A 23,056-nucleotide genomic window follows, 5' to 3' on the forward strand; every position below is an offset into this window, starting at 1 on the left:
CGCCCCGAAAAGTCGCGCCTCCCACGCGCGGCGGCCTACTCCACGAAGAGCCCCCGCGCCGCCGCCCGCGCGTCGAACTCCTCCAGCCGGGCCTGCGCGTCGGGCAGGTCGTCGCACATCGCCTCCAGCAGCACCCGCCCGAGCAGCATCGGCGCACACGCCGTGTCGAAGGCGAGGCCGGTGCCGACGGCGGCCGGCAGCAGCAGGTCGGAGACCTTGGCGACCGGCGCGAACGCGGAGTCGGCGACGGTCACCACGCTCAGCCCCGCCTCCCGGGCGTAGCCGAGGGTGTCGACGACCTCGCGCGGATGACGGGGCAGCGCGAAGCAGAGCAGGGCCGAGGCGCCGGCCCGGACGGCGGCGTCGATCCGGTCGTGGATCATCGTGCCGCCCTCGTTCAGCAGCCGTACGTCCGGATGGACCTTGGCGGCGAAGTAGGCGAACCCGTACGCCTGGGAGGCGGCGGCCCGCAGTCCGAGCACGGGAAGCGGACGGGAGGCCGCCAGCAGCCGACCCGCCCGCTGCACCGGCCGGGGATCGGCGAGCAGTTCGGCGAGGTGCTTCAGGTTCTCGATCTCGGCCTCGACGGCCTGCTGGTACTCGTTGTACGAGGCCGGTCCTGCCGTCTGTTCGGCGGGGGCGACCTCGCGCAGGTGCTTGCGCAGGGCGGGGTAGCCGTCGAAGCCGAGGGCGACCGCGAAGCGGGTCACCGATGGCTGGCTGACGCCCGCGAGTTCGGCCAGCTCCACGCTGGACAGGAACGGCACGTCGGCGGCGCGCCGCACCATGCTGTGTGCGATGCGCCGCTGGGTCGGTGTCAGCCGGTGCCCCTCGAAGAGCGCCTGCAGCCGAGCGGCGGGACTGTCCGGCACACCGGCACCCGGCACCCCCGGACCCGATGCCGCCGGACCCGACACCCTTGGACCCGACACTCCTGGCCCCGACCCCCCTGGACCCGGCACTCCCTCACCGATCCCCGTCTCCGCGCTCATGCCCCGCTCCCCCTCCAGATGTCCGTGAACCGGTCCAGCAGCCCGGCCGCCGCCCGTACGTCGTCCGTGAGCGGCCGGTCGGCCTGTTCCGCGTCGAGCACCGCCTCGGCCAGCTCCAGCGCCCGGCCCGCCGGAAGTCCCGGCTCGGGCCGCAGCTCGCGCTGGCGCAGCGCCCGTACGGCGGCGACGAGTTCGCAGCCGACGACGAGACGGTACGCGGCACAGGCGCGCAGTGTCTGCCGGGCCGCGAGCGAGGCGAAACTGGCCTGTTCCTCGACGCCCCGGGAGAGTACAGCGTGGCCGAGCGAGGCGGGCGCCGAGAAGGCCCGCAGGTCACCCAGGGCGGCCGCGGCGGCGTACTCGAGGATCATCACGCCGGAGGAGGCGGGCTCGGGGTCGGCGAGGAAGGGACGCAGCCGGGTGTAGGCCGGTTCGTTCAGGGTCGACAGGCGGGAGGTGGACAGCCGTGCCACCTGGGTCAGCGCCAGCCTGAAGTGGTCCAGGGCGAGGGCGAGCTGGGCCTGGTAGAAGCCGCCGTGGTGATAGGCGGTCATGTCCTCGGGGCAGATGAGCGGGTTCTCGGCGGCCGCGTTGATCTCGATGCCGACCACGTCCTCCAGGGCGTCGGCGGCGTCGTGCGCGGGGCCGTGGATCTGGGGCAGGCAGCGGAAGCCGTAGGGGTCCTGGATCCTGCCGAGGGGTGGCGTGGGCCGGTCCTGCGCGCCGATCAACTCCCGCATCCGGCGGGCGACCTCGGTGGACCCGCGATGCGGGCGGGCGGCGTGCACGGGGGCGGCGTACGCCTCGTGCGAGCCGTCCACGGCCAGCAGGGAGAGCGCGGCGACGACCTGGGTGGCCTCCAGGAGCCCGCGCAGTTCGTGCAGGGCGAGGGCGGACTGGCCGAGGGTGAGGGCGTTGCTGCTGATGAGCGCGAGGGCGTCGTTGTTGTCGAGCTGCTGCGGTTCGGGGATCCCGGTGCCGCGCCACGGGTGCTCCCCCACCAGCGCGAGTCCGACCTGTGCCAGCGCCGCCAGGTCACCGGTCCCGACCGAGCCGAACTCGTTGACGACCGGATACGCCCCGCTCTCCAGCGCCTCGCACAGCGCCGTGACGACGCCGGGCCTCAGGCCTGCGCCGCCGGCGAGCAGCTGGTTGGCGCGGACGGCGAGCATGGCCCGGACCTGCCGGGCGGGCAGTTCCTCGCCGATGGCGCCGGCGTGGCTGCGCAGCAGGCGCAGGCCGTGCTCGGCGGCCGCCTCGGTGGGCACGTCCTCGTTCCGGTTGGCGCCGACCCCGGTGGAGCGGCCGTAGACGCGACCGGTGGCGGCGATCCGGCGGGCGGCGTCCCAGGACTCGGTCATCCGCTTTGTCGCCTCGGTGCCGGGGACCGGGCGGGCGGCCCGGTCGGCGAGGCGGGCGACGTCCGCGACGCCGAGGGCGATCCCGTCGAGGACGACGAGACCGGAGCCCACCCCAGTAGGGGCGTCCATCATCCGAGACGACATAAGTCCACGAACTCCCATCAATCCGGACACTCGATCTTGCCCACCGGTCATCCGTTACCTCGGATTAACACCCAGCCGTTGACAAGCTATTCATCTACCGAGAACTCTGCATGACGTTATACAGCCGGGCAAGGGACAACTCATGATCCAGTTCGACGCGGTCCACAAGCGCTTCCCCAACGGCACGACGGCGGTCCACGATCTCTCCCTCCACATGCCGGAGGGTGGCGTGACCGTGCTGGTCGGTTCCTCCGGTTGCGGCAAGACGACCACCCTGCGGATGATCAACCGCATGGTCGACCCGACCTCCGGGACGATCGAGGTGGGCGGCAAGGACGTCACCCGCCAGGACGCGGCCGAGCTGCGCCGCTCCATCGGTTACGTCATCCAGCAGTCGGGGCTCTTCCCGCACCGCACGGTGCTCGACAACATCGCCACCGTGCCGCTGCTGCTGGGCCACGGTCGCCGCAGAGCCCGCGCCCGCGCGGCCGAACTCCTGGAGACCGTCGGCCTGTCCGCCGACTCCGGGAAGCGCTACCCGCACCAGCTCTCCGGCGGCCAGCAGCAGCGCGTCGGGGTGGCCCGCGCGCTCGCCGCCGACCCGCCGGTGCTTCTCATGGACGAGCCCTTCGGCGCGGTCGACCCGGTGGTCCGCACCCAGCTCCAGGACGAACTGCTCCGGCTCCAGAAGGAGTTGAGCAAGACCATCGTCTTCGTCACGCACGACATCGACGAGGCCGTCCGGCTCGGCGACCAGATCGCCGTGTTCCGCACCGGCGGCCACCTGGTGCAGTGCGCCTCGCCCACCGAACTGCTCGCCCGCCCGGCCGACGACTTCGTGGCCGACTTCCTCGGCGCCGAGCGCGGCCTGAAGCTGCTCTCGCTGACGACCCTCGCGGGCGTCCCCCAGGGCGCCGCACCCGAGGGCGGCACCTGGACCCTCGTGCTCGACAAGGCCCGCAAGCCGCTGCACTGGACGTCCGGGGACGCCGCCGGACCCACCGTGCCCGTACGCCCCCTCAGGGACACCGACTCCCTGCTGTCGGCGCTCAACGAGTCGGTCGCCTCCCCCACCGGGCTCGTCGCCCGCGTCGACGCGGGCGGCGCCCTCACCGGCGTCACCTCCCGCGACGACATCCACACCCACGCCGGCCAGGCGCACACCGAGGCGCGGGTGGCCGCATGACCATCGACTGGTCCTGGATATCGGGCCACACCGACTACCTGGCCACCCTCACGATCTCCCACCTCCAGGCCGCTCTGACCGCGGTCCTCCTCGGCCTGCTGATCAGCCTCCCGCTCGCGGTGATCGCCCACCGTGTCCGCCCCCTGCGCGGCCTGCTGCTCGGCCTCTCCAACGTCCTGTTCACGATCCCGTCGATCGCGATCTTCGTCCTGCTGCTGCCGATCAGCGGTCTGACCCGCACCACCACCGTCATCGGCCTGACCGTCTACACCCTGGTCGTGCTGCTGCGGAACACGGTCGAAGGGCTCGACTCGGTGCCCGCGAAGACCAAGGAAGCGGCCAAGGCGATGGGCACCCGCCCCCTGCGCACGCTCCTCACCGTCGAGTTCCCGCTCGCGCTCCCCGTGATCATGGCGGGCGTCCGCATCGCGACGGTCATGTCGATCTCCCTGGTCTCCGTCGCCACCTACATCGGTGACGGCGGCCTCGGCCAGCTCTTCACCGACGGATTCCAGCGCGACTTCCCGACCCCGGTGATCGCGGGAGTGGTCCTCACCCTCCTCCTCGCGGTCGTCGCCGACGCGGCTCTGGTCGGCGTCCAGTACGTCCTCACCCCGTGGAAGAGGCGGCGAGCCTGATGTTCGAACTGTTCAAGAACCTCGGCGCCTGGCTCACCAGCGGCGCCCAGTGGTCCGGCTCCGACGGCATCGCACACCGCCTCGCCGAACACCTGCAGTACTCGCTGCTGGCCACCCTCGTCGCGGCCGCGATCGGCCTCCCCCTCGGCCTGCTGATCGGCCACACCGGCCGGGGCGCGTTCCTCGCGATCAACCTGGCCTCCTTCGGCCGGGCGCTGCCGACCGTCGGCCTGGTCGTCCTCGTCTTCCTCGCCAGCGGCCTGTCCATGTGGCCGGTCTACATCGCGCTGGTCGCGCTCGCCGTCCCGTCGATCGTCACCAACACCTACGCCGGCATGACGGCCGTCGACCCGGACGTGAAGGACGCGGCCCGCGGGCAGGGCATGCGCGGCCACCAGGTCCTGTTCCAGGTGGAACTGCCGCTCGCCCTCCCGCTGATCATGACCGGCCTGCGCCTCGCGCTCATCCAGGTCGTCGCCACGGCCACCATCGCCGCGTACGTCTCCTTCGGCGGCCTCGGCCGCTACGTCTTCGACGGCCTCGCCCAGCGCGACCTCGTCCAGGTGCTCGGCGGCGCGGTCCTGGTCGCCGCGGTCGCCATCGCCCTGGACCTGGCCCTCTCCGGCCTCCAACGCCTCCTCTTCCGCCACCGCCCCGCACAGACCGCCTAGGCCCAGGGAATCCCGACATGAACCGACGCATGATCCTCGGCGGCCTGTTCGCGGCCGCGACCGTCCCCGCCCTCTCCGCCTGTGCGAGCGGCATCACCTCCCTCGACAACGAGGGCACCACCACCTCCGGCGGCGGCTCCAGCAAGAGCGGGGTCACCATCGGCACCGCCAACTTCACCGAGAACCAGGTGCTGGGCTACCTCTACGCCGCCGCCCTCACAGCGGCCGGCGTGAAGGTGAAGGTCCGCCCCAACCTCGGCACCCGCGAGATCGTCTTCCCCGCCCTGAAGAGCGGCGACATCGACCTCCTGCCCGAGTACCAGGGCGCGCTCCTCACCTACCTCGACCCGAAGGCCTCGGAGACGGAGGAGGGCGCGATGCAGAACGACATCACCATCGCCCTGCCCGCCGGTCTCCAGGTCCTGCCGTACGGCGCCGCCGAGGACGCGGACGCCTTCGCCGTCACCCGGGAGACGGCGAAGAAGTACGGCCTGACCTCCCTCGCCGACCTGAAGAAGCTGAACGGCAAGCTCGTCATCGGTGCCGCTCCCGAGGTGAAGACCCGTCGTGTCGGCGTGGTCGGCCTCGAGGAGGTGTACGGCGTGGAGTTCAAGGAGTTCAAGTCCCTCGACTCCTCCGGACCGCTGGTCAAGGGCGCCCTGAAGAAGGGCGACGTCGACGTGGCGAACCTCTTCACCACCGACACCGACATCCTGGACAACGGCTGGGTGGTGCTCACCGACCCGAAGAACCTCATCCCCGGCCAGCACATCGTCCCGCTCATCGCCGACCGCAAGGCCGACTCCACCGTCCGCAAGGCCCTCGCCCGCCTCGGCAACATCCTCACCACCACCCAGCTCACCGAGCTCAACCGTCAGGTGGACAAGGACAAGAAGGACCCGGAGGACGTGGCGAACGCGTACGCGAAGCAGCACGGGCTCACCAAGAAGTAGGCCCCGCGCTCTCCGCACGCTCCCCGCCGGCTCCCCGCCGCCCTCCCGCGAACCCGACTCCCGACAGGGGGGCTATCCCCAGTGCGGCGGGCGTTCCCGCTGCCTAGCCTGGTCACCATGACGGGATGGGAGACCACCATGGAAGCGCGCGACGCGGACCTGAAGAAGGAACTCGACGCCACCCTGGCGACCCGCAGGGAACTGGGCGAGGAGTACGAGTCCGCGCTGGTGGACTCCTTCCTGGAGAAGGTCGACCAGCGCATCGACGGCGTCGTGGAGCGCCGGGTGCGGCGGCAGTTCGCGGAGCAGCAGATGGTGGCGGCCCGGGACGCCCGCTCGCCGAAGGCGACGGACTCGTGGGGCGAGCGCTTCGGCTTCGGCATCGTCTCGCTGGTGCTGGCGGTCCCGCTGTCCGCGATCGGCGCGGGCACCGCGCACCTGCCGGGCCTGATCGTCTCCTGGGTGGGCATCGTCGGCGTCAACGTGGTCCAGGCCGCCCGCTCCCACCCCGGCCTCTTCGGCACCCGGCGCGGCTCCTCGAAGGGCAGCGACTGGGAGGAGTGACCCGGGGGCCCCGAGGCCCGGCGCTCACGCCTGGCGGGTCGGCAGCACCATGATCTGCCGCAGGTTGACGTGCCGGGGACGGCTGGTGGCGTAGGCGACGACATCGGCGAGCTCGGCCGCGGACAGCCCGCCGATGGCGTCGAACATGCCGTCCAGCTGCCCGGCCAGCTCGTCGTTGTCCAGGTGCGTCGCCAGCTCGGTCTCCGTCAGCCCCGGCTCCACGTTGGTGACCCGCACGTCACGCGGCCCGAACTCGATGCGCAGGGCCTGGGAGAGATAGGTGACGGCCGCCTTGGTGGCGCCGTACACCCCGTAGTTCGGGAACGCGATGTGCGCGGCGATGGACGAGATGTTCACCAGGTCCGCGGTCCGTCCCTCGGCGGCGGCGCCCACCAGGTCCCCGGTGAAGGCGCGGATCACCCGCAGCACACCGGTCACGTTGGTGTCGAGCATCCGCCGCCACTCATCGATCCGGCCGTCGTCGACGGGGTTCGGCAGCATGACGCCGGCGTTGTTGACGACCAGGTCGACGCTCCCGTAGGCCTCGCGGATCGTGGCGGCCGCCGCGTCCACCGACGCGTCGTCGGTGACATCGGCGACGACGGCCAGGGCCTCGCCCCCGTCGGCGCGGATCTTCTCGACGACCGACTCCAGCCGGTCGCCGCGCCGGGCCAGCAGGGCGACCCGGGCCCCCGAGGCGGCGAGCAGCACGGCGACGGCCTCACCGATACCGCTGGCAGCGCCGGTGACGACGGCGGTACGACCGGCCAGACCCGCGTACCGGTCCCCGTAAGGGTTCTGGTTCTGGTTCTGCTGCCCGTTCTGGTCCTGGTTCTGCTGCCCGTTCTGGTTCTGCTGCCCGTTGTGGTTCTGCTGCCCGTTGTGGTTCTGGCTCTCGTGCGACATCCGTTGCTCCTGGAAAGGCGGGCCGGGGTGGTTCCCCGGCGGCACGCACCACCCTCGCCGTCCGCGTCCGCGCTACCCAGGGATGCGCTTTTCCTGGGTCTGCCAGTACCAGGTTCGCGGCCCGCCGCTCCCCTACCATCGAACGCATGGACGGGGACCTTGGAGACTTTCTGCGCTCGCGCCGCGCCCGCATCCAGCCGGAGGAGGTCGGGCTGCCCTCGCACGGGCGCCGACGGGTACCCGGGCTGCGACGCGAGGAGGTGGCGCAGCTGGCCGGAGTGAGCGTCGACTACTACATCCGCCTGGAACAGGGCAGAGGCCCTGGGGGCCCCTCCCGGACGAAGTCTGGGGGAGTCAGCGACGCGGTCCTGGACGCCGTCGGGCGCGTGCTGCGCCTGGACGACACGGAGCACGCCTATCTGCACGCCGTCGCCCGCCCCCGCAAGCAGGCCGGTCGACCGGCCGCGCCCCGCGTCCGCGCGGGCGTCCGGGCGCTGCTCGACAGCATGGAGCGCACCCCGGCCTTCGTGCTGGACCAGCGGATGGACGTGCTGGCGTGGAACACGCTCGCCGACGCGGTCTTCGGCTACAGCCGTACCGGTCCGGGGGGCCGCAGCATCCCGCGGCACGTCTTCCTCGACCCCGGCTCCCACGACTTCTACCCGGAGTGGTCCGCGGTGGCCGTCCAGTGCGTCGCGCATCTGCGGATGCTGGCCGGCCATCACCAGGACGACCGCCGGCTGACCGCGCTCGTCGGGGAACTCTCCCTGAAGAGCGACGACTTCCGCCGGCTGTGGGCCGATCATCCGGTCCGGGAGTGCGCGTACGGGGTGAAGCGCATCCACCACCCGGTCGCGGGCCTGCTGACCTTCCCGTACGAGACGCTCGCGGTCTCGGCGGACCCGGACCAGTCCCTGCTGGTCTACACCCCGGAGGCGGGTTCCGAGACGGAGGAGCGGCTGCGGCTCCTGGGCAGCTGGGGAGCGACGCCGGTCCGGACGTCGTCCTGATCCGGGTCCGACCCGAGTCCTGCTCCGGGTCCGACCGGGGTCCGGCGCACACGACTCAGGGCCTGTCCGGTGGACAGGCCCTGAGTGACGGAAGCTTGCGCGGGGACCGCCGCACCCCCGTTACCGGGGGGCGGGACGACGGCGGTCCCCGCGAGGGACGCGGGCCGGGTCAGGCCGGGCTTGCGCGTCCGTGGCGTCGGTGGAGGTCCGGGAGCCGCTCCGGAGGTCCGTGACGCCGTTTTGGTGCCGGTGGGGCGGGGAGCCGCTCCCGCCCTGCCGACACCCATAAATATGCCGGACGCGTGTTAACCGAGTGCTGCGTCGACGTGACACGCTCGTACCACTTCCGCGAAGTCCACCACTTCGGTAGGCAAACGGAAGTTCAGCGCTTCCAGGGGCCGTTCACCGGCGGTTTCCCCGGGGTTTCGGCCCCTGCCCCCGGAAGTTACTTCCCGCCCTTGGCCAGGAAGGCCAGCAGGTCCTGGCGGCTGACGACCCCGGTGGGCTTGCCCTCGACGAGGACGATCGCCGCGTCCGCGGTGCCGAGCACGGACATCAGGTCGCCGACCGGCTCACCGGAGCCGACCTGCGGCAGCGGGGCGGACATGTGCTTCTCCAGCGGGTCGTCGAGCGAGGCCCGCTGGGTGAACAGCGCGTCCAGCAGCTCCCGCTCCACGACCGACCCGACGACCTCGGCGGCCATGACGTCCGGGTGACCGGCGCCCGGCTTCACGATCGGCATCTGGGAGACGCCGTACTCGCGCAGCACCTCGATGGCCTGGCCGACGGTCTCGTCCGGGTGCATGTGGACGAGGGACGGGATGGCGCCGTGCACCTTGTCGTTGAGGACGTCGGCGACGCGCGCGCTGGGACCCTCGTCCTCGAGGAAGCCGTAGTCGGCCATCCACTCGTCGTTGAAGATCTTCGAGAGGTACCCGCGACCGCTGTCGGGCAGCAGGACGACCACGACGTCGTCCGGGCCGAGCCGCTCGGCGACGCGCAGGGCGGCCACGACGGCCATCCCGCAGGAGCCGCCGACGAGCAGCCCCTCCTCCTTCGCGAGCCGCCGGGTCATCTGGAAGGAGTCCTTGTCGGACACCGCGACGATCTCGTCGGCGACGGTCCGGTCGTACGCGGTCGGCCAGAAGTCCTCACCGACGCCCTCGACGAGATACGGCCGCCCGGACCCACCGGAGTACACGGAGCCCTCGGGGTCGGCGCCCACGACCTGGACCCGGCCCTCGCTGGCGTCCTTCAGATAGCGCCCGGTCCCGGAGATGGTGCCGCCGGTGCCGACGCCGGCGACGAAGTGGGTGATCCGCCCCTCCGTCTGCTCCCACAGCTCAGGGCCGGTGGAGTGGTAGTGGGAGAGCGGGTTGTTCGCGTTGGAGTACTGGTCCGGCTTCCACGCACCCGGCGTCTCCCGCACCAGCCGGTCGGAGACGTTGTAGTAGGAGTCCGGGTGCTCGGGGTCCACGGCGGTGGGGCACACGACGACCTCGGCGCCGTACGCCCGCAGCACGTTGATCTTGTCGGTGCTCACCTTGTCGGGGCACACGAAGATGCACTTGTACCCCTTCTGCTGCGCGACGATGGCCAGCCCGACCCCGGTGTTTCCGCTGGTCGGCTCGACGATCGTGCCGCCGGGCAGGAGCTCCCCGCTCTTCTCCGCCGCCTCGATCATGCGCAGGGCGATGCGGTCCTTCACGGAACCGCCCGGGTTGAAGTACTCCACCTTGGCCAGGACGGTCGCCTGGATGCCCTTGGTCACGCTGTTGAGCTTCACCAGCGGGGTGTTGCCGACGAGGCTGATCATCGAGTCGTGGAATTGCACCGTTGTCTCCGGTTGCTTGCAAAAACAGTGGTCGTAGTGGTGACGCCAGGGTACGGCCCGGGCGGCGGCCGGGTCGGCACGTTCACTCCCGGTTGAGATTGGGCGACGGTCCGTACGGGGCAAGGAGTGGGTGTACGGACACGAGGAGGTGGCGTCGAGGCATGACGAGCATGTCGAGGGCGAGAGTGGCCCGGCGCATCGCGGCCGGAGCGGCCTACGGCGGCGGCGGCATCGGACTGGCCGGGGCGGCAACCGTAGGGCTGGTGCTGGCGGAGGTGCATCTGGCGCGGCGCCAGGTGAACAACGGGGCGCATCCGCACGTCCCGCAGGCGGACGGCCGTTACGGCCTCGCCTACGACGCACCCGGGCCCGGCAAGGAACCCCTGCGCCTGACGATGCTGGGCGACTCCACGGCGGCGGGCCAGGGCGTGCACCGCTCCGGGCAGACCCCGGGCGCGCTGCTGGCCTCGGGCCTGGCGGCGGTCGCCGAACGCCCCGTGGAGCTGCGCAACGTGGCGCTGCCGGGCGCGCAGTCCGACGATCTCGACCGCCAGGTCGCGCTGGTCCTGGCGGACTCCGACCAGGTGCCCGACGTCTGCGTGATCATGATCGGCGCGAACGACGTGACCCACCGGATGCCGGCCACCCGCTCGGTCCGCCACCTGTCCTCGGCGGTACGACGGCTGCGCACGGCCGGCGCCGAGGTCGTCGTCGGCACCTGCCCCGACCTGGGCACGATCGAGCCGGTCCAGCAGCCGCTGCGCTGGCTGGCCCGCCGGGCCTCGCGCCAGCTGGCGGCCGCCCAGACGATCGGCGCCGTCGAGCAGGGCGGCCGCACGGTCTCCCTGGGCGACCTGCTGGGCCCCGAGTTCGAGGCCAACCCGCGCGAGCTGTTCGGCCCCGACCACTACCACCCCTCGGCGGAGGGGTACGCGACGGCGGCGATGGCGGTCCTCCCCACGGTCTGCGCGGCCCTCGGCCTCTGGCCGGCCGAGGAGGAGCGCCCGGACGTCTCCCGCCGCGAGGGTTTCCTGCCGGTGGCCCGAGCGGCGGCGGAAGCGGCCTCGGAGGCCGGCACGGAGGTCACCGCGGCGATGCCGACGGGCCCCCGAGGCCCCTGGGCCCTCCTGAAGCGCCGCCGGAGGCGGCGCGTCTCGGAAACAGAACCCGCGTCCCCCGCCAACACATAACCAGCCCACCCGACCCCAGCCCCCCGACCCGCCCGGGGTCCGACCGGCCAGCCCCGCCCGGGGCCAGCCTTTCCAGCCCGCCGGGGGGCCGCCCTCCAGCCTCGTCCGGGGGGCCGCCCTCCAGCCTCGTTCGGAGGGCCGCCCTCCCAGCCTCGTTCGGTGTCCGCCCCACCAGCCGGTCCCGGGGTCCGCCGAACCAACCCGTCCGGAGTCCGCCCCACCAGCCCGTCCGATGCCCGCCTCGTCGGGGGCCGCCCCCTCCCAGCCCCGTCCGGACGGCCGCCCTCCCGGCCCGTCCGGGGGGGCCGCCCTCCCCAGCCCCGCCCGGGGTCCGCCCACCAGCCCGCCGCCGGGGGTCCGCCCACCAGCCCGTCCGGCGTTTGAGGACGAGGCCCCTTCAGGGCCGATGGGGGGTCTGGGGGCGCAGCCCCCAGGGGACCGGCGCGTGGACCCACCCGCACATTCCCCGCCCACCGCCGGAGGCCCAAGCAAGCGCTTAGTAAATTGCGGCCAGGGTCACACCACGACACCAGTGACCCAGCCCATACGTACGGGTAACTTCCCAGACAGCCGTGCCCGTACGAACCCCCTCGCCAATGGAGCCGTGATGCCCGAAGCAGTCATCGTCTCGACCGCCCGCTCACCCATCGGCCGCGCATTCAAGGGCTCCCTGAAGGACCTGCGCCCGGACGACCTCACCGCCACGATCATCCAGGCGGCCCTCGCCAAGGTCCCCGAGCTGGACCCGAGGGACATCGACGACCTGATGCTCGGCTGCGGCCTGCCGGGCGGCGAGCAGGGCAACAACCTCGGCCGCATCGTGGCGGTGCAGATGGGGATGGACCACCTCCCCGGCTGCACGATCACCCGTTACTGTTCCTCGTCCCTCCAGACCAGCCGGATGGCGCTGCACGCCATCAAGGCCGGCGAGGGCGACGTCTTCATCTCGGCCGGCGTCGAGCTGGTCTCCCGGTTCGCCAAGGGCAACTCCGACAGCCTGCCGGACACCCGCAACCCGTTCTTCGCGGAGGCCGAGGCCCGCACCGCGGCCGTCGCCGCGCAGGAGGGCACCACCTGGCACGACCCGCGCGAGGACGGCCTCGTCCCGGACGCGTACATCGCGATGGGCCAGACCGCCGAGAACCTCGCCCGCCTCAAGGGCGTCACCCGCCAGGACATGGACGAGTTCGGCGTCCGCTCGCAGAACCTCGCCGAGGAAGCCATCAAGAACGGCTTCTGGGAGCGGGAGATCACCCCGGTGACGCTCCCCGACGGCACGGTCGTCAGCAAGGACGACGGCCCGCGCGCCGGCGTCACGCTGGAGGGCGTCCAGGGCCTGAAGCCGGTCTTCCGCCTCGACGGCATGGTCACCGCCGCCAACTGCTGCCCGCTGAACGACGGCGCCGCCGCGGTCGTCGTCATGAGCGACACCAAGGCCCGCGAGCTCGGCCTCACCCCGCTCGCCCGCATCGTCTCGACCGGCGTCTCCGGCCTGTCCCCGGAGATCATGGGCCTCGGCCCGGTCGACGCGTCGAACCAGGCCCTGCGTCGCGCCGGTCTCACCATCGACGACATCGACCTGGTCGAGATCAACGAGGCGTTCGCCGCCCAGGTGATCCCGTCCTACCGCGACCTGAACATCCCGCTGGAGAAGCTGAACGTCAACGGCGGCGCCATCGCCGTCGGCCACCCCTTCGGCATGACGGGCGCCCGCATCACCGGCACGCTCATCAACTCCCTCCAGTTCCACGACAAGCAGTTCGGTCTGGAGACGATGTGCGTCGGCGGCGGCCAGGGCATGGCCATGGTCATCGAGCGCCTGAGCTGATCGCCCCCACGCGGGCCCTCGACAGGGCCCCTGCGTAACCGCTTCAGCACCTGCGGTGACGGATCGGCCCGGAGTCCGGAAAGCCCCTGGACTCCGGGCCGTTTTGTGATCCAATCTCCCCCAGGATGTGACCTATCTCCCTCCCCGGAGGGATTTACGCAGCTCAGCGCCTTTCGGCACCAAACCCCAGGCCCAAAGTCCTGCCCGTTTCGTGACGTTACGCACTGACAGTTGGATAGTCCACCCTTCAAGCTGATGTAGGAAGTCGGGGGTCGACTTTGAACCGGGAGTACGTCAGTGAGCGCCATGCCGATCGCCTTGCTGGTCACCACGGCCGCCACGGGCGCCGTGGGCGTCGCCGTCCTGCGCACCCTCTTGCAGTTGCGCCGGCAGGTGGCCGCCCTGCACACCCAGCTCGCCAAGGACGCCAGGAACGCCGAGGAGACCGCCGCCGAACTGCGCGGCTTCGTCCCGGCCGCCCGAAGTACGGCCGACGCGGCTGAGATACGCGCCGCCGTCGCCGACGCGCTGGCGGAGGAGCGGGAGCGGGAGCTGGCCGAGGCCCGTGCCTTCTGGGCCGCGCAGGAGGCCCGTGACGCCTCCGACGCGCCCACCCTGCTGGGCCTCCCGGACAGCGAGCTGTTCCTGCCCCGCCAGGCCGACTTCGTGGGCCTGGAGCCCCTGGAGTCGGTGAGCGAGCCGGCCTCGGACGCCGACGAGTTCGCCGGGGACTCCGCCGAACTGGCCGCGGCCCGCCGCCGTCACCCGTCCCACCCCGACTTCGTACCGGTCCAGTCACCGGTCGTGAACGACCACGAGCGCACGGTGGCGACACTCGAGGAACTGGCCGCGTCCCAGATCGAGCTGACCGATGTCCGCCCGGGTCCGCTCGGCACCCTCGACGTCTACGTCTTCGGCGACGGCACCACCCTGTGCATGACCCCGGGCCACCGCGAGACGGCGGAACGCCTGGCCGCGGCCCTCACCGCGGGCGAGACGCCGTTCCTGCTGGGCGGGTCGGGCATCTCGGGCGCGTACACCCTGACGTTCCAGTGCGGGGCCGAGAACGTCTACATCCTGGCCGACCGGGTCATAGCGAGCCTGTGAGGCTCACACGCCCGCCCGCTTCTGCGCCTGCGCCACCAACTCCAGAGCTTCCCTCACCTGGCCCTCGTCCGTGAGCACGAGGGCCAAGTCGTGCACCGCGACGGTGATTTGATCGGCGGCGGCGAACATCCCGGCGTCCGGCATCTCGCGCGGCAGCGCTCCTGGCTCCTCGATGAGCTGCGCGCGCCGGACCAACTCCCGGGCCAGCGCCAGCGCCTCCGTGGCAGCGCCTCTCTGGAGCCGGCTCTGCGAAGCGGCGCGCAGACGATCGGCGAAGTGGTCCACCGCACGGGTCAGGGACGTCGTATCAGCCACGCCGCGAGACTACGCGTCGCACCGGCACTGTTGCCAACGGGCGAACACTCAGGCACCGTGACCTGAAGGACCGGCTTACATCCCCTTTGCTACCGGAGGCGCCGATGTCCCATGTCCTCTCCGAGGAGACCCACCGCAACATACTGGCCCGCATCCCCCACTGCACCGGTCGTGAAGTCGCCGACTGGCTGCGCACCGTCGACGAAGGCCCCGCTCTCCGCTTCGAGGAGAAGGTCAGCTGGCTGCGCGCCGAGCACAACCTCGCGTACGGCCACGCCAAGGCGATCATCCACGAGTACGACCTGAGGAGGGCCGCGCGCAAACTCCTCTAGCGCGCACGCGACACACCACTCTACGGACACGGGAAAGGGCCCCGGGATCGGATCCCGGGGCCCTTCTCGCGGTCTGGGTGGATCAGTCGCTGTTGAGGATCGAGAGGAGTCGCAGGAACTCCATGTAGATCCACACCAGCGTCAGCGTGAGGCCGAAGGCGGCGAGCCAGGCCTCCTCGCGCGGGGCGCCGTACGCGATGCCGTCCTCGACCTGCTTGAAGTCCAGGGCGAGGAAGCAGGCGCCGAGCAGGATGCCGATGACACCGAACACGATGCCGAGCGGACCGCTGCGGAAGCCGAGACCGTCACCGCCGCCGAAGACGGTGAACAGCAGGTTCACGGCCATCAGCAGGACGAAGCCGAGCGCGGCGGCCATCACGAAGCCGTAGAAGCGGCGGTTGACGCGGATCCAGCCCGCCTTGTACGCCACGAGCACACCGGCGAAGACCGCCATGGTGCCCATCACCGCCTGGGCGACTACGCCGTCCGCGATGTACGTGGAGACCGCGCTGGAGATCACGCCGAGGAAGACGCCCTCGAGGGCGGCGTACGACAGGATCAGCGCGGGGGCCGCGCGGCGCTTGAACGACTGGACCAGGGCCAGCACCATGGCGACCAGACCGGCGCCGATGGCGATGCCGTACGACTTGCCGAGGTTGGCCTCGTCGACGGGCAGCAGCACCCAGGACAGCACCGCGGTGAGGACGACGAGGCCGAGCGTGGTCGCGGTGCGCGCGACGACGTCGTCCATGGTCATCCGGCCGGCGGCGGCCGGGGCCTGCGGCGGGGCGCCGTACTGAAGGTCCTGCTGGGCGTAAGGGTTCTGCGCGTACGGGTTGCCGGCCTGCTGGGCGTAGGGGTTGCCCTGCTGCGTGCCGACTGCGGGTCCCCCGGCCTGCGGCGCGGCGTTGAAGCCCGCGTAGCCGTTGTCGCGGCTGAACCCCCGTCGCGAGAAGACCGGGTTTCTGCTCCTCATTGCACTCCTCCGTGGCCACACTGCGCGGCCTTGAGCTCAAGGGTAATGGGTAGGCAAAGGATTGACCCTAGTGCTTGGGGAGGATCTTTCCCTCTTCCTGCTGGCCAACACGCTACGTGGCGTCATGATTCCCGGCACAGGAGGGCCGTATTCATGACCAAGCCGCGACATGGCCGGTACCCCGCGGAGACCGGACAGGCCCGGACGGGCCGAGCCGGGCCCTTGACGGGACCCGCCGTCCGATCACCCGAACGGGAACCCGGTGTACGCCTCGGCCAGCTCGGTCTCGGCGGCGCGGGAGGAGGCGAGCCGCTCCAGCCGGGCCAGCTGGAGACGGTCCTCGAAGGGGGTGGCGTCGGGGGCGCGGTGCAGGAGGGTGGTCATGTCGTACGAGAACCGCTCGGCCTGCCACACGCGCCGCAGACAGGTCTCCGAGTAGGCGTCCAGGAGAGCGGTGGACCCCGTCTCCCGCCGGTGCGTCAGCGCCCGCGCGAAGGTGACAACGTCCCCGACGGCGAGGTTCAGCCCCTTCGCCCCGGTCGGCGGCACGATGTGGGCCGCGTCGCCGGCCAGGAAGAGCCTGCCGTGCCGCATGGGCTCGTGCACGTAGGAGCGCATGGGGGTGACCGACTTCTGGGTGATCGCCCCGCGCTCCAGTTTCCAGTCGTCGTCGGTCTCGAAGCGGCGCTCCAGCTCGTCCCAGATCTCCTCGTCCCCCCACGCCTGCGCGTCCGTGCCCTCCGGTACCTGGAGGTAGAGGCGGGAGACGGACGGGGAGCGCATGGACAGCAGCGCGAAGCCGCGGTCGTGGCGGGCGTAGACGAGCTCGTCGTGCGAGGGCGGCACGTCGGCGAGGATGCCGAGCCAGCCGAACGGGTACGTCCGCTCGAAGACGCGGGTCGACGCGGCCGGGATCGCCTGCCGGGCGACACCCCAGAAGCCGTCGCAGCCCACGACGTAGTCGCACTCCAGGACGTCCTCGACGCCCTCGTGGCGGAAGCGGATCCGCGGGTGGTCGGTGCCGGCGTCCTCGACGGCCAGCGCCTCCGCCTCGAACAGCAGCGGGCCGCCGTCCGCGAGCTGGAGCGCTATGAGGTCCTTGCACACCTCGGTCTGCGCGTAGACCATCACCGACCGGCCACCGGTGAGGGCGGGGAAGTCGACGCGGTGACGCCGCCCGGCGAACCGCAGCTCTATGCCGTCGTGGGACAGCCCCACGCGGTCCATGCGCTCCCCGGCGCCGGCCGCGCGCAGCACGTCCACCGTGCCCTGCTCCAGGATCCCGGCGCGCTGGCGCTGCTCGACGTAGGCCCGGTCGCGGCTCTCCAGCACCACGGAGTCGATGCCGGCGCGGTGCAGCAGACGGGCGAGGAGGAGGCCGGCGGGGCCGGCGCCGACGATGCCGACGGTGGTGCGCATCGGGCGTTTCCCTTCACTGTTCGCACAGTGAAGTTTTCTTCACTGTATTGGGACGTGAGTCTGCGCTCCTGCTCACCGGGTGTCAACGGTCGGAACGCCGAGACGCCGAGGCATCGAGGCGCCGAGAGGCGCGAGCAAGGAGGGGGGCGGCCGCCGCGGCGGTCAATGCCTCAATGGAGGATGCAGCGATCGCCGAGACGTCGGAAGTGCCCAGAGCCGGACTTGAACCGGCACGCCCGCGAAGGGGCAGCGAGGTTTAAGCTCGCCGTGTCTGCATTCCACCATCTGGGCAGGCCTGACGGCTCCGTTGGAGCTTCCGACCCTATCGGGATCCGTCCCTCGAACAGCGGAACAGCGGACCGATGTTGTCTTATTTTATTGAGGTCTGAGGGTGCATCAGCACCTGGAACTGGCCATCTGCACTTGCCAGTAGCCTCGCGCGCGGCAACCGCTTGCGTACGCGGAATGACGGAATTTCACCGTCCGAACGAGGTTGCTCCACCGGTTCTTGACGACCTGGCCCTCAGGGACGGGCGTCATCCCCAGGTATGACACGGCGGTCCGCCGTCCGACCCGAGGCTGCCCTCGGAACCGGGACAGCGGCTGACTACACGGCCGTCGGCGGCCAGGACGATGGTTCATGTCCCCCAGACTTGCCGTCGTCCCGTCAGGAGCCACGCCCGTGACCACCAGCCCCCTCGCCGAACGGACCACCGCCGTGGCCGCACGCGCCACGGACCTGTCGAAGATCTACGGACAGGGCGAGACCCAGGTGGTCGCTCTGGACCGGGTCTCGGTCGACTTCCGGCAGGCCGAGTTCACCGCGATCATGGGGCCGTCCGGCTCCGGCAAGTCCACGCTGATGCACTGCGTGGCGGGCCTCGACAGCTTCTCCTCCGGTTCGGTGCGCATCGGTGACACCGAGCTCGGCGCCCTGAAGGACAAGCAGCTCACCAAGTTGCGCCGGGACAAGATCGGGTTCATCTTCCAGGCGTTCAACCTGCTGCCGACGCTGACGGCGATCGAGAACATCACGCTCCCGATGGACATCGCGGGGCGTAAGCCGGACAAGGAGTGGTTGGAAAAGGTCATCGGGATGGTGGGGCTCGCCGACCGGCTGAGCCACCGGCCCTCACAGCTCTCCGGCGGTCAGCAGCAGCGGGTCGCCGTCGCCCGTGCCCTCGCCTCCCGGCCCGACATCATCTTCGGCGACGAGCCGACCGGAAACCTCGACTCGCGTTCGGGCGCCGAGGTGCTGGGCTTCCTGCGCAACTCGGTGCGGGAGCTGGGGCAGACGGTGGTCATGGTGACCCACGACCCGGTGGCTGCGGCCTACGCGGACCGGGTGATCTTCCTGGCGGACGGACGGATCGTCGACGAGGTGTACGGCCCGACGGCCGACTCGGTGCTCGACCGGATGAAGCGATTCGACGCCAAGGGCCGCACCAGCTGATCCCCCACCGGGACCGACCGCTCGTCGACGAGCAGGACTGAGAAGAACCCATGTTCCGTACCGCCTTGCGCAACGTACTCGCGCACAAGGCCCGGCTCCTGATGACCGTGCTCGCCGTGATGCTCGGCGTGGCCTTCGTGTCGGGGACCCTGGTCTTCACCAACACCCTTTCCGGAGCCCTCCAGAAGAGCTCCGCCAAGGGCTTCGACCAGGTCGACGTCGCCGTCACCGCCGAGGTCCAGGACGATGTCGGCGACCGTATCGTCAAGACGCCCGAGCTGACCCAGGCGCTGCTGGAGCAGAGCGCGAAGGTGCCGGGCGCCGCGTCCGCCATCGGCGTCGTCAACGGCTTCACCGCCATCGCCGACAAGGACGGCAAGCTCGTCGGCGGCGGCTTCCAGTCGCAGGGCGGCAACTACTGGGGTGACAAGGACGCCCGGTACCCGCTCGCCACCGGGCACGCGCCGAGCGGCGCCGACGAGGTCGTCATCGACTCCCGGACGGCCGAGCGGACCGGGTACAAGGTCGGCGACACCGTACGGATCTCCGTCGACGGCCCCGTCCTCTCCCCGAAGATCACCGGCATCTTCACCACCGACGACGGCAACGTCGCGGCCGGCGGCAGCCTCGCCCTGTTCGACACGGCGACCGCGCAGACGCTCTTCGGCAAGACCGGCACCTTCGACGAGATCGACGTCCAGGCCGCCGCCGGGACCTCGCAGAGCGCCCTGAAGTCCGCTCTGGACAGCGCCCTGCCGAAGGGCAAGGTCGAGACCGTCACCGGAAAGAAGCTCGCCGACGACCAGGCGGAGATGATCGCCGCCTCGATGAGCGGGATGAAGCAGGGCCTGCTGGTCTTCGCCGGGATCGCGCTGTTCGTCGGCACCTTCATCATCGCCAACACCTTCACCATGCTGGTCGCCCAGCGCACCAAGGAACTCGCCCTGATGCGGGCCGTCGGCGCCTCCCGCCGGCAGGTCACGCGGTCGGTGCTGATCGAGGCGTTCGTCGTCGGCACGGTCGCCGGGGTGACCGGTCTGGTCGCCGGTATCGGGATCGGGGCCGGGCTGCGCTCGCTGCTGGGGACGCTGGGGGCGACCGTCCCCGACGGACCGCTCGTCGTCTCGGGCGGCACCGTCGCCACCGCCCTCGTCGTCGGCGTCGTCATCACCATGCTGGCGGCCTGGCTACCCGGCCGCCGGGCCGCGAAGATCCCGCCGGTCGCGGCGATGAGCAGTGTGCACGCCGCCGCGAGCACCAAGTCGCTGGTGCTGCGCAACACGCTGGGCGCGCTGTTCTCGGCGGCGGGCGTCGCCGTGGTCCTGGCCGCGACGACGATGAGCGGCTCGGACGGCCAGGCCCCCATGGGTCTCGGCGCGGTCCTGCTCATCGTCGGCGTCTTCATCCTGACGCCGCTGCTGTCCCGTCCGCTGATCGCGGCCGCCGCGCCCGTCCTGCGGATCTTCGGGGTGTCCGGCAAGCTGGCCCGGCAGAACTCGGTGCGCAACCCGCGCCGTACGGCGGCCACGGCCTCCGCGCTGATGATCGGTCTGACCCTGATCACCGGGATGACGGTGATGGCGGGCAGCCTGCAGAAGTCCATCGACAAGATGGCGTCCTCCGCGGTCAGGGCCGACTACGTCGTGTCGATGGCGAACGGCAACGAGCTCTCGGCCGGCATCGACGAGAAGCTGAAGGCCACCGAGGGGGTCACCGCCACCAGCCCGATGCGCAACGCGCCCGGCCGGATCGACGGCACGACCGAGTACCTCACCGGCGTCACCGGCTCCACCATCGGCGCACTGACCGACCTCAAGGTCGACGACGGCTCCTTCGAGGTGGGCGGCGGGCAGGTCGTCGTCGACGACACCACCGCCGAGTCCCACGGCTGGAAGGCCGGCTCGTCCTTCACGGTGAACTACGAGGACGGCAAGAAGCAGCAGCTGACGGTCTCCGGGGTCTACGAGGGCAACGAGCTGATCGAGGGCATCCTGCTGGACAACGCCGCCCTCACCCCGCACCTGACGGACCCGGCCGACATGCGGGTCATGGTCAAGACGTCCGGCGGCACCTCGGACGCCACGAAGGACCGGCTGGAGAAGGCCCTCGGCGCCAACCCGGCCATCAAGGTCCAGAGCAAGCAGGACCTCTCCGACGAGGTCGCGAAGATGTTCACGCTGATGCTGAACATGCTCTACGGGCTGCTCGCGATGGCCGTGATCGTCGCGGTCCTCGGCGTCATCAACACCCTCGCGATGTCGGTCTTCGAGCGGTCCCAGGAGATCGGCATGCTGCGGGCCATCGGCCTGGACCGGCGTTCGGTCAAGCGGATGGTCCGGCTGGAGTCCCTGGTGATCTCGCTCTTCGGCGGGGTGCTCGGCATCGGCCTGGGCGTGTTCTTCGGCTGGGCCGCCGGTGAGCTGCTCGGCACCAGCATGCCGACGTACGAACTGGTCGTGCCGTGGGCCCGGATGGCCGTCTTCCTGCTGCTGGCCGCCGGGGTGGGCATCCTGGCCGCGCTGTGGCCGGCCCGGCGGGCGTCGCGCCTGAACATGCTGGCCGCGATCAAGTCCGAGTAGAACGAGTCCGGCCGGGGCCCCGTCGCGTACCGCGGCGGGGCCCTCGTGCGCCGGGCGGCCGTCAGTTCCAGGTGCGGGCGCGCAGCGGCATCCCGGAGTCGCCCGACCCGGGGGTCCGGACGGCCAGGACCTGGTTGACGCCGATCTGGTTGCGTTCGAAGGCGACGGCGGAGGCCGCCATGTAGAGCCGCCAGACCCGGGCCCGACCGGGGCTGGTGAGGTGCACGGCCCGGTCCCAGCCGGCCTCCAGCCGGGCGACCCAGCGGCGCAGGGTGAGGGCGTAGTGCTCGCGGATCGACTCGACGTCACGGACCTCGAACCCCGCGCGTTCGAGCTGGCCGACGGTGGTGCCGACGGGGGCGAGCTCGCCGTCCGGGAAGACGTAGGCGTCGATGAACGAGTCCACGCCGTACGCCGACTCGTCGCGCTGCGGACGGCGGGCGATCTGGTGGTTGAGCAGCCGGCCGCCGGGCCGGAGCAGCGCGAACAGGACCTGCGCGTACTCCAGGTACCGGTCGGAGCCGACGTGTTCCGCCATACCGATGGAGGAGACCGCGTCGAACGGCCCGTCGGCGACGTCCCGGTAGTCCTGGACGCGGATCTCGACCTTGTCGGTGAGCCCGGCGTCGGCGACACGCTTGCGGGCGAACGCCGCCTGCTCCTGGGAGAGGGTGATCCCGACGACGGTCGCACCGTGCTCACGGGCCGCGTGGACGGCGAGGGAACCCCAGCCGCAGCCGACGTCCAGCAGCCGCGACCCCGGTCTCAGGTCCAGCTTGCGGCAGACGAGTTCGAGCTTGTCGCGCTGGGCGAGTTCGAGGGTGCTGTCCCCGGACTCCCAGTAGGCGCACGAGTAGACCATGGACGGGCCGAGGACGAGCGCGTAGAAGTCGTTGCCGACGTCGTAGTGGTGGCTGATGGCGCGTCGGTCGGTGCGGCGGGTGTGGAGGTGTCCGGTCCGGCGGACCTCTTCACGCGGCGGGGCGGGCGGCAGCGGCGGTCCGGCGAGTTTCAGCAGGCCGCGCACCGCCGACCGGAAGTCCGGGTCGCGCAGCGCCCGGCCGAGCGTACGGGCGTCCTCGCCGCGCTGCCAGATCAGGCCGGAGAGCAGATCGAGAGCGGTGTACAGGTCCCCCTCGATCCCCAGGTCGCCGGCCACCCAGGCGCGGGCGAGGCCGAGTTCGCCGGGCTTGAAGAGGAGCCGGCGCAGGGCCCGCCGATTGCGTACCACCAGGGTCGGCGCATCGGGCGGACCCGCCTGCGAACCGTCCCAGGCGCGGACGCGCACCGGAAAGGGGGCTCCCAGCAACTGTTCGACGAGGGCATGGAGCCGCGGCGCGGCGTCAGCCATGATGCACACCTCCGTGACGGGTGATCCCGCGATGTCCTGACACCACGTAAACACGGAAGAGCACGCCGTCCAGTCCCGCGCGCCCGTCATGGCCCGGCAAAATACATGTATGCAGCATGCGCCGCCCGGCGGCGGGCGGGCGCACGCCGAAGGGGCCGTCCGCACCACGGATGGCGGACGGCCCCTTCGGGGGTGTTTCAGTGACCGGCGGCCCGGAGGCCGGAGGTCGGGTGACTCGAGGTCAGGT

20 protein-coding genes and 1 tRNA gene are annotated in these 23,056 nt (G+C 71.3%); 12 read left to right on the forward strand and 9 right to left on the reverse strand.

Translation table 11 applies throughout. The features are described 5' to 3' along the window. Positions 1-35: 35 nt before the first annotated feature. Both ACFVYS_RS24475 and ACFVYS_RS24480 read right to left on the reverse strand, forming a co-directional pair. Positions 36-887, reverse strand: a complete 852-nt coding sequence (locus ACFVYS_RS24475) for a MurR/RpiR family transcriptional regulator (RefSeq protein ID WP_389505174.1) — start codon at positions 885-887, stop codon at positions 36-38. A gap of 101 nt (positions 888-988) precedes the next feature. Next, positions 989-2,497 (reverse strand): aromatic amino acid ammonia-lyase, encoded by a 1,509-nt coding sequence (locus ACFVYS_RS24480; protein WP_389505176.1) that lies wholly within the window; start codon positions 2,495-2,497, stop codon positions 989-991. A 142-nt stretch (positions 2,498-2,639) separates the two neighbouring features. Here ACFVYS_RS24480 and ACFVYS_RS24485 point away from each other — a divergent pair, with 142 nt between their 5' ends. The 5 genes from ACFVYS_RS24485 to ACFVYS_RS24505 all read left to right on the forward strand — a co-directional run bounded on the left by ACFVYS_RS24485 (position 2,640) and on the right by ACFVYS_RS24505 (position 6,509). Next, on the forward strand, positions 2,640-3,683 hold the full coding sequence (locus ACFVYS_RS24485) for an ABC transporter ATP-binding protein (RefSeq protein ID WP_389505178.1): 1,044 nt from the start codon (positions 2,640-2,642) through the stop codon (positions 3,681-3,683). Continuing rightward, complete coding sequence (locus tag ACFVYS_RS24490; protein WP_389505180.1) at positions 3,680-4,321, forward strand: ABC transporter permease; 642 nt, start codon at positions 3,680-3,682, stop codon at positions 4,319-4,321. The genes ACFVYS_RS24485 and ACFVYS_RS24490 overlap by 4 nt, the downstream gene beginning before the upstream one ends. Then, entirely contained in the window at positions 4,321-4,992 is a 672-nt protein-coding gene (locus tag ACFVYS_RS24495) for an ABC transporter permease (protein WP_389505277.1), read from the forward strand. The genes ACFVYS_RS24490 and ACFVYS_RS24495 overlap by 1 nt, the downstream gene beginning before the upstream one ends. Before the next feature lie 17 nt (positions 4,993-5,009). Next, entirely contained in the window at positions 5,010-5,945 is a 936-nt protein-coding gene (locus ACFVYS_RS24500; protein ID WP_389505182.1) for an ABC transporter substrate-binding protein, read from the forward strand. Positions 5,946-6,083: 138 nt separating this feature from the next. Then, the gene (locus ACFVYS_RS24505) at positions 6,084-6,509 is read left to right on the forward strand and encodes a hypothetical protein (protein ID WP_389505279.1); all 426 of its coding nucleotides are present in this window, start codon (positions 6,084-6,086) and stop codon (positions 6,507-6,509) included. Positions 6,510-6,533: 24 nt separating this feature from the next. On the opposite strand, the gene ACFVYS_RS24510 is transcribed toward ACFVYS_RS24505, so the two are convergent. Beyond that, a complete protein-coding gene (locus ACFVYS_RS24510; protein ID WP_389505184.1) occupies positions 6,534-7,415 on the reverse strand; it encodes an SDR family oxidoreductase in 882 nt (293 codons plus the stop codon). Between the two features lie 146 nt (positions 7,416-7,561). Between ACFVYS_RS24510 and ACFVYS_RS24515 the strand changes: the two genes are divergently transcribed. After that, a complete protein-coding gene (locus tag ACFVYS_RS24515) occupies positions 7,562-8,425 on the forward strand; it encodes a helix-turn-helix transcriptional regulator (RefSeq protein WP_389505186.1) in 864 nt (287 codons plus the stop codon). Between the two features lie 445 nt (positions 8,426-8,870). On the opposite strand, the gene ACFVYS_RS24520 is transcribed toward ACFVYS_RS24515, so the two are convergent. Beyond that, entirely contained in the window at positions 8,871-10,259 is a 1,389-nt protein-coding gene (locus tag ACFVYS_RS24520) for a cystathionine beta-synthase (RefSeq protein WP_389505188.1), read from the reverse strand. 161 nt (positions 10,260-10,420) lie between these two features. On the opposite strand from ACFVYS_RS24520, the gene ACFVYS_RS24525 reads away from it, so the two are divergent. The 3 genes from ACFVYS_RS24525 to ACFVYS_RS24535 all read left to right on the forward strand — a co-directional run bounded on the left by ACFVYS_RS24525 (position 10,421) and on the right by ACFVYS_RS24535 (position 14,384). Further along, the gene (locus ACFVYS_RS24525; RefSeq protein WP_389505190.1) at positions 10,421-11,449 is read left to right on the forward strand and encodes an SGNH/GDSL hydrolase family protein; all 1,029 of its coding nucleotides are present in this window, start codon (positions 10,421-10,423) and stop codon (positions 11,447-11,449) included. Positions 11,450-12,056: 607 nt separating this feature from the next. Beyond that, the gene (locus ACFVYS_RS24530) at positions 12,057-13,277 is read left to right on the forward strand and encodes an acetyl-CoA C-acetyltransferase (RefSeq protein ID WP_389505192.1); all 1,221 of its coding nucleotides are present in this window, start codon (positions 12,057-12,059) and stop codon (positions 13,275-13,277) included. 297 nt (positions 13,278-13,574) lie between these two features. After that, positions 13,575-14,384 (forward strand): hypothetical protein, encoded by an 810-nt coding sequence (locus ACFVYS_RS24535; protein ID WP_389505194.1) that lies wholly within the window; start codon positions 13,575-13,577, stop codon positions 14,382-14,384. A gap of 3 nt (positions 14,385-14,387) precedes the next feature. Here the strand turns inward: ACFVYS_RS24535 and ACFVYS_RS24540 are convergent, their stop codons facing one another. Continuing rightward, positions 14,388-14,699 (reverse strand): hypothetical protein, encoded by a 312-nt coding sequence (locus ACFVYS_RS24540; RefSeq protein WP_351765571.1) that lies wholly within the window; start codon positions 14,697-14,699, stop codon positions 14,388-14,390. Positions 14,700-14,803: 104 nt separating this feature from the next. Between ACFVYS_RS24540 and ACFVYS_RS24545 the strand changes: the two genes are divergently transcribed. Continuing rightward, positions 14,804-15,031: a DUF4287 domain-containing protein gene (locus tag ACFVYS_RS24545; protein ID WP_020128488.1), complete on the forward strand. Its 228-nt coding sequence runs from the start codon at positions 14,804-14,806 to the stop codon at positions 15,029-15,031. An 82-nt stretch (positions 15,032-15,113) separates the two neighbouring features. On the opposite strand, the gene ACFVYS_RS24550 is transcribed toward ACFVYS_RS24545, so the two are convergent. The 3 genes from ACFVYS_RS24550 to ACFVYS_RS24560 form a co-directional block, all read right to left on the reverse strand. Further along, positions 15,114-16,007 (reverse strand): Bax inhibitor-1/YccA family protein, encoded by an 894-nt coding sequence (locus tag ACFVYS_RS24550; protein WP_389505196.1) that lies wholly within the window; start codon positions 16,005-16,007, stop codon positions 15,114-15,116. Between the two features lie 243 nt (positions 16,008-16,250). Beyond that, on the reverse strand, positions 16,251-17,426 hold the full coding sequence (locus ACFVYS_RS24555) for a 4-hydroxybenzoate 3-monooxygenase (protein WP_389505198.1): 1,176 nt from the start codon (positions 17,424-17,426) through the stop codon (positions 16,251-16,253). A 207-nt stretch (positions 17,427-17,633) separates the two neighbouring features. Next, positions 17,634-17,717: transfer RNA gene (locus ACFVYS_RS24560), tRNA-Leu, on the reverse strand. A 391-nt stretch (positions 17,718-18,108) separates the two neighbouring features. Here ACFVYS_RS24560 and ACFVYS_RS24565 point away from each other — a divergent pair. Together ACFVYS_RS24565 and ACFVYS_RS24570 are read left to right on the forward strand one after the other, a co-directional pair. Further along, positions 18,109-18,879, forward strand: coding sequence for an ABC transporter ATP-binding protein (locus ACFVYS_RS24565; protein ID WP_389505200.1), 771 nt, complete (start codon positions 18,109-18,111; stop codon positions 18,877-18,879). Between the two features lie 50 nt (positions 18,880-18,929). Continuing rightward, positions 18,930-21,458, forward strand: a complete 2,529-nt coding sequence (locus ACFVYS_RS24570; RefSeq protein ID WP_389505201.1) for an ABC transporter permease — start codon at positions 18,930-18,932, stop codon at positions 21,456-21,458. Positions 21,459-21,519: 61 nt separating this feature from the next. Here ACFVYS_RS24570 and ACFVYS_RS24575 read toward each other — a convergent pair whose 3' ends face one another. Continuing rightward, complete coding sequence (locus ACFVYS_RS24575; RefSeq protein ID WP_389505203.1) at positions 21,520-22,809, reverse strand: class I SAM-dependent methyltransferase; 1,290 nt, start codon at positions 22,807-22,809, stop codon at positions 21,520-21,522. Positions 22,810-23,056: the final 247 nt, after the last annotated feature.

It is taken from the genome of Streptomyces sp. NPDC058295 (assembly GCF_042880655.1).
Lineage (GTDB): Bacteria > Actinomycetota > Actinomycetes > Streptomycetales > Streptomycetaceae > Streptomyces > Streptomyces coriariae.

Excerpts from the sequence above, each read along its gene's own strand:
- ACFVYS_RS24575 (WP_389505203.1), bottom strand. The coding sequence starts at position 22,809 with ATGGCTGACGCCGCGCCGCGGCTCCATGCCCTCGTCGAACAGTTGCTG.
- ACFVYS_RS24550 (WP_389505196.1), bottom strand. The coding sequence starts at position 16,007 with ATGAGGAGCAGAAACCCGGTCTTCTCGCGACGGGGGTTCAGCCGCGAC.
- ACFVYS_RS24555 (WP_389505198.1), bottom strand. The coding sequence starts at position 17,426 with ATGCGCACCACCGTCGGCATCGTCGGCGCCGGCCCCGCCGGCCTCCTC.
- ACFVYS_RS24570 (WP_389505201.1), top strand. The coding sequence starts at position 18,930 with ATGTTCCGTACCGCCTTGCGCAACGTACTCGCGCACAAGGCCCGGCTC.
- ACFVYS_RS24515 (WP_389505186.1), top strand. The coding sequence starts at position 7,562 with ATGGACGGGGACCTTGGAGACTTTCTGCGCTCGCGCCGCGCCCGCATC.
- ACFVYS_RS24530 (WP_389505192.1), top strand. The coding sequence starts at position 12,057 with ATGCCCGAAGCAGTCATCGTCTCGACCGCCCGCTCACCCATCGGCCGC.
- ACFVYS_RS24485 (WP_389505178.1), top strand. The coding sequence starts at position 2,640 with ATGATCCAGTTCGACGCGGTCCACAAGCGCTTCCCCAACGGCACGACG.
- ACFVYS_RS24480 (WP_389505176.1), bottom strand. The coding sequence starts at position 2,497 with ATGTCGTCTCGGATGATGGACGCCCCTACTGGGGTGGGCTCCGGTCTC.
- ACFVYS_RS24500 (WP_389505182.1), top strand. The coding sequence starts at position 5,010 with ATGAACCGACGCATGATCCTCGGCGGCCTGTTCGCGGCCGCGACCGTC.
- ACFVYS_RS24495 (WP_389505277.1), top strand. The coding sequence starts at position 4,321 with ATGTTCGAACTGTTCAAGAACCTCGGCGCCTGGCTCACCAGCGGCGCC.
- ACFVYS_RS24510 (WP_389505184.1), bottom strand. The coding sequence starts at position 7,415 with ATGTCGCACGAGAGCCAGAACCACAACGGGCAGCAGAACCACAACGGG.
- ACFVYS_RS24505 (WP_389505279.1), top strand. The coding sequence starts at position 6,084 with ATGGAAGCGCGCGACGCGGACCTGAAGAAGGAACTCGACGCCACCCTG.
- ACFVYS_RS24525 (WP_389505190.1), top strand. The coding sequence starts at position 10,421 with ATGACGAGCATGTCGAGGGCGAGAGTGGCCCGGCGCATCGCGGCCGGA.
- ACFVYS_RS24490 (WP_389505180.1), top strand. The coding sequence starts at position 3,680 with ATGACCATCGACTGGTCCTGGATATCGGGCCACACCGACTACCTGGCC.
- ACFVYS_RS24545 (WP_020128488.1), top strand. The coding sequence starts at position 14,804 with ATGTCCCATGTCCTCTCCGAGGAGACCCACCGCAACATACTGGCCCGC.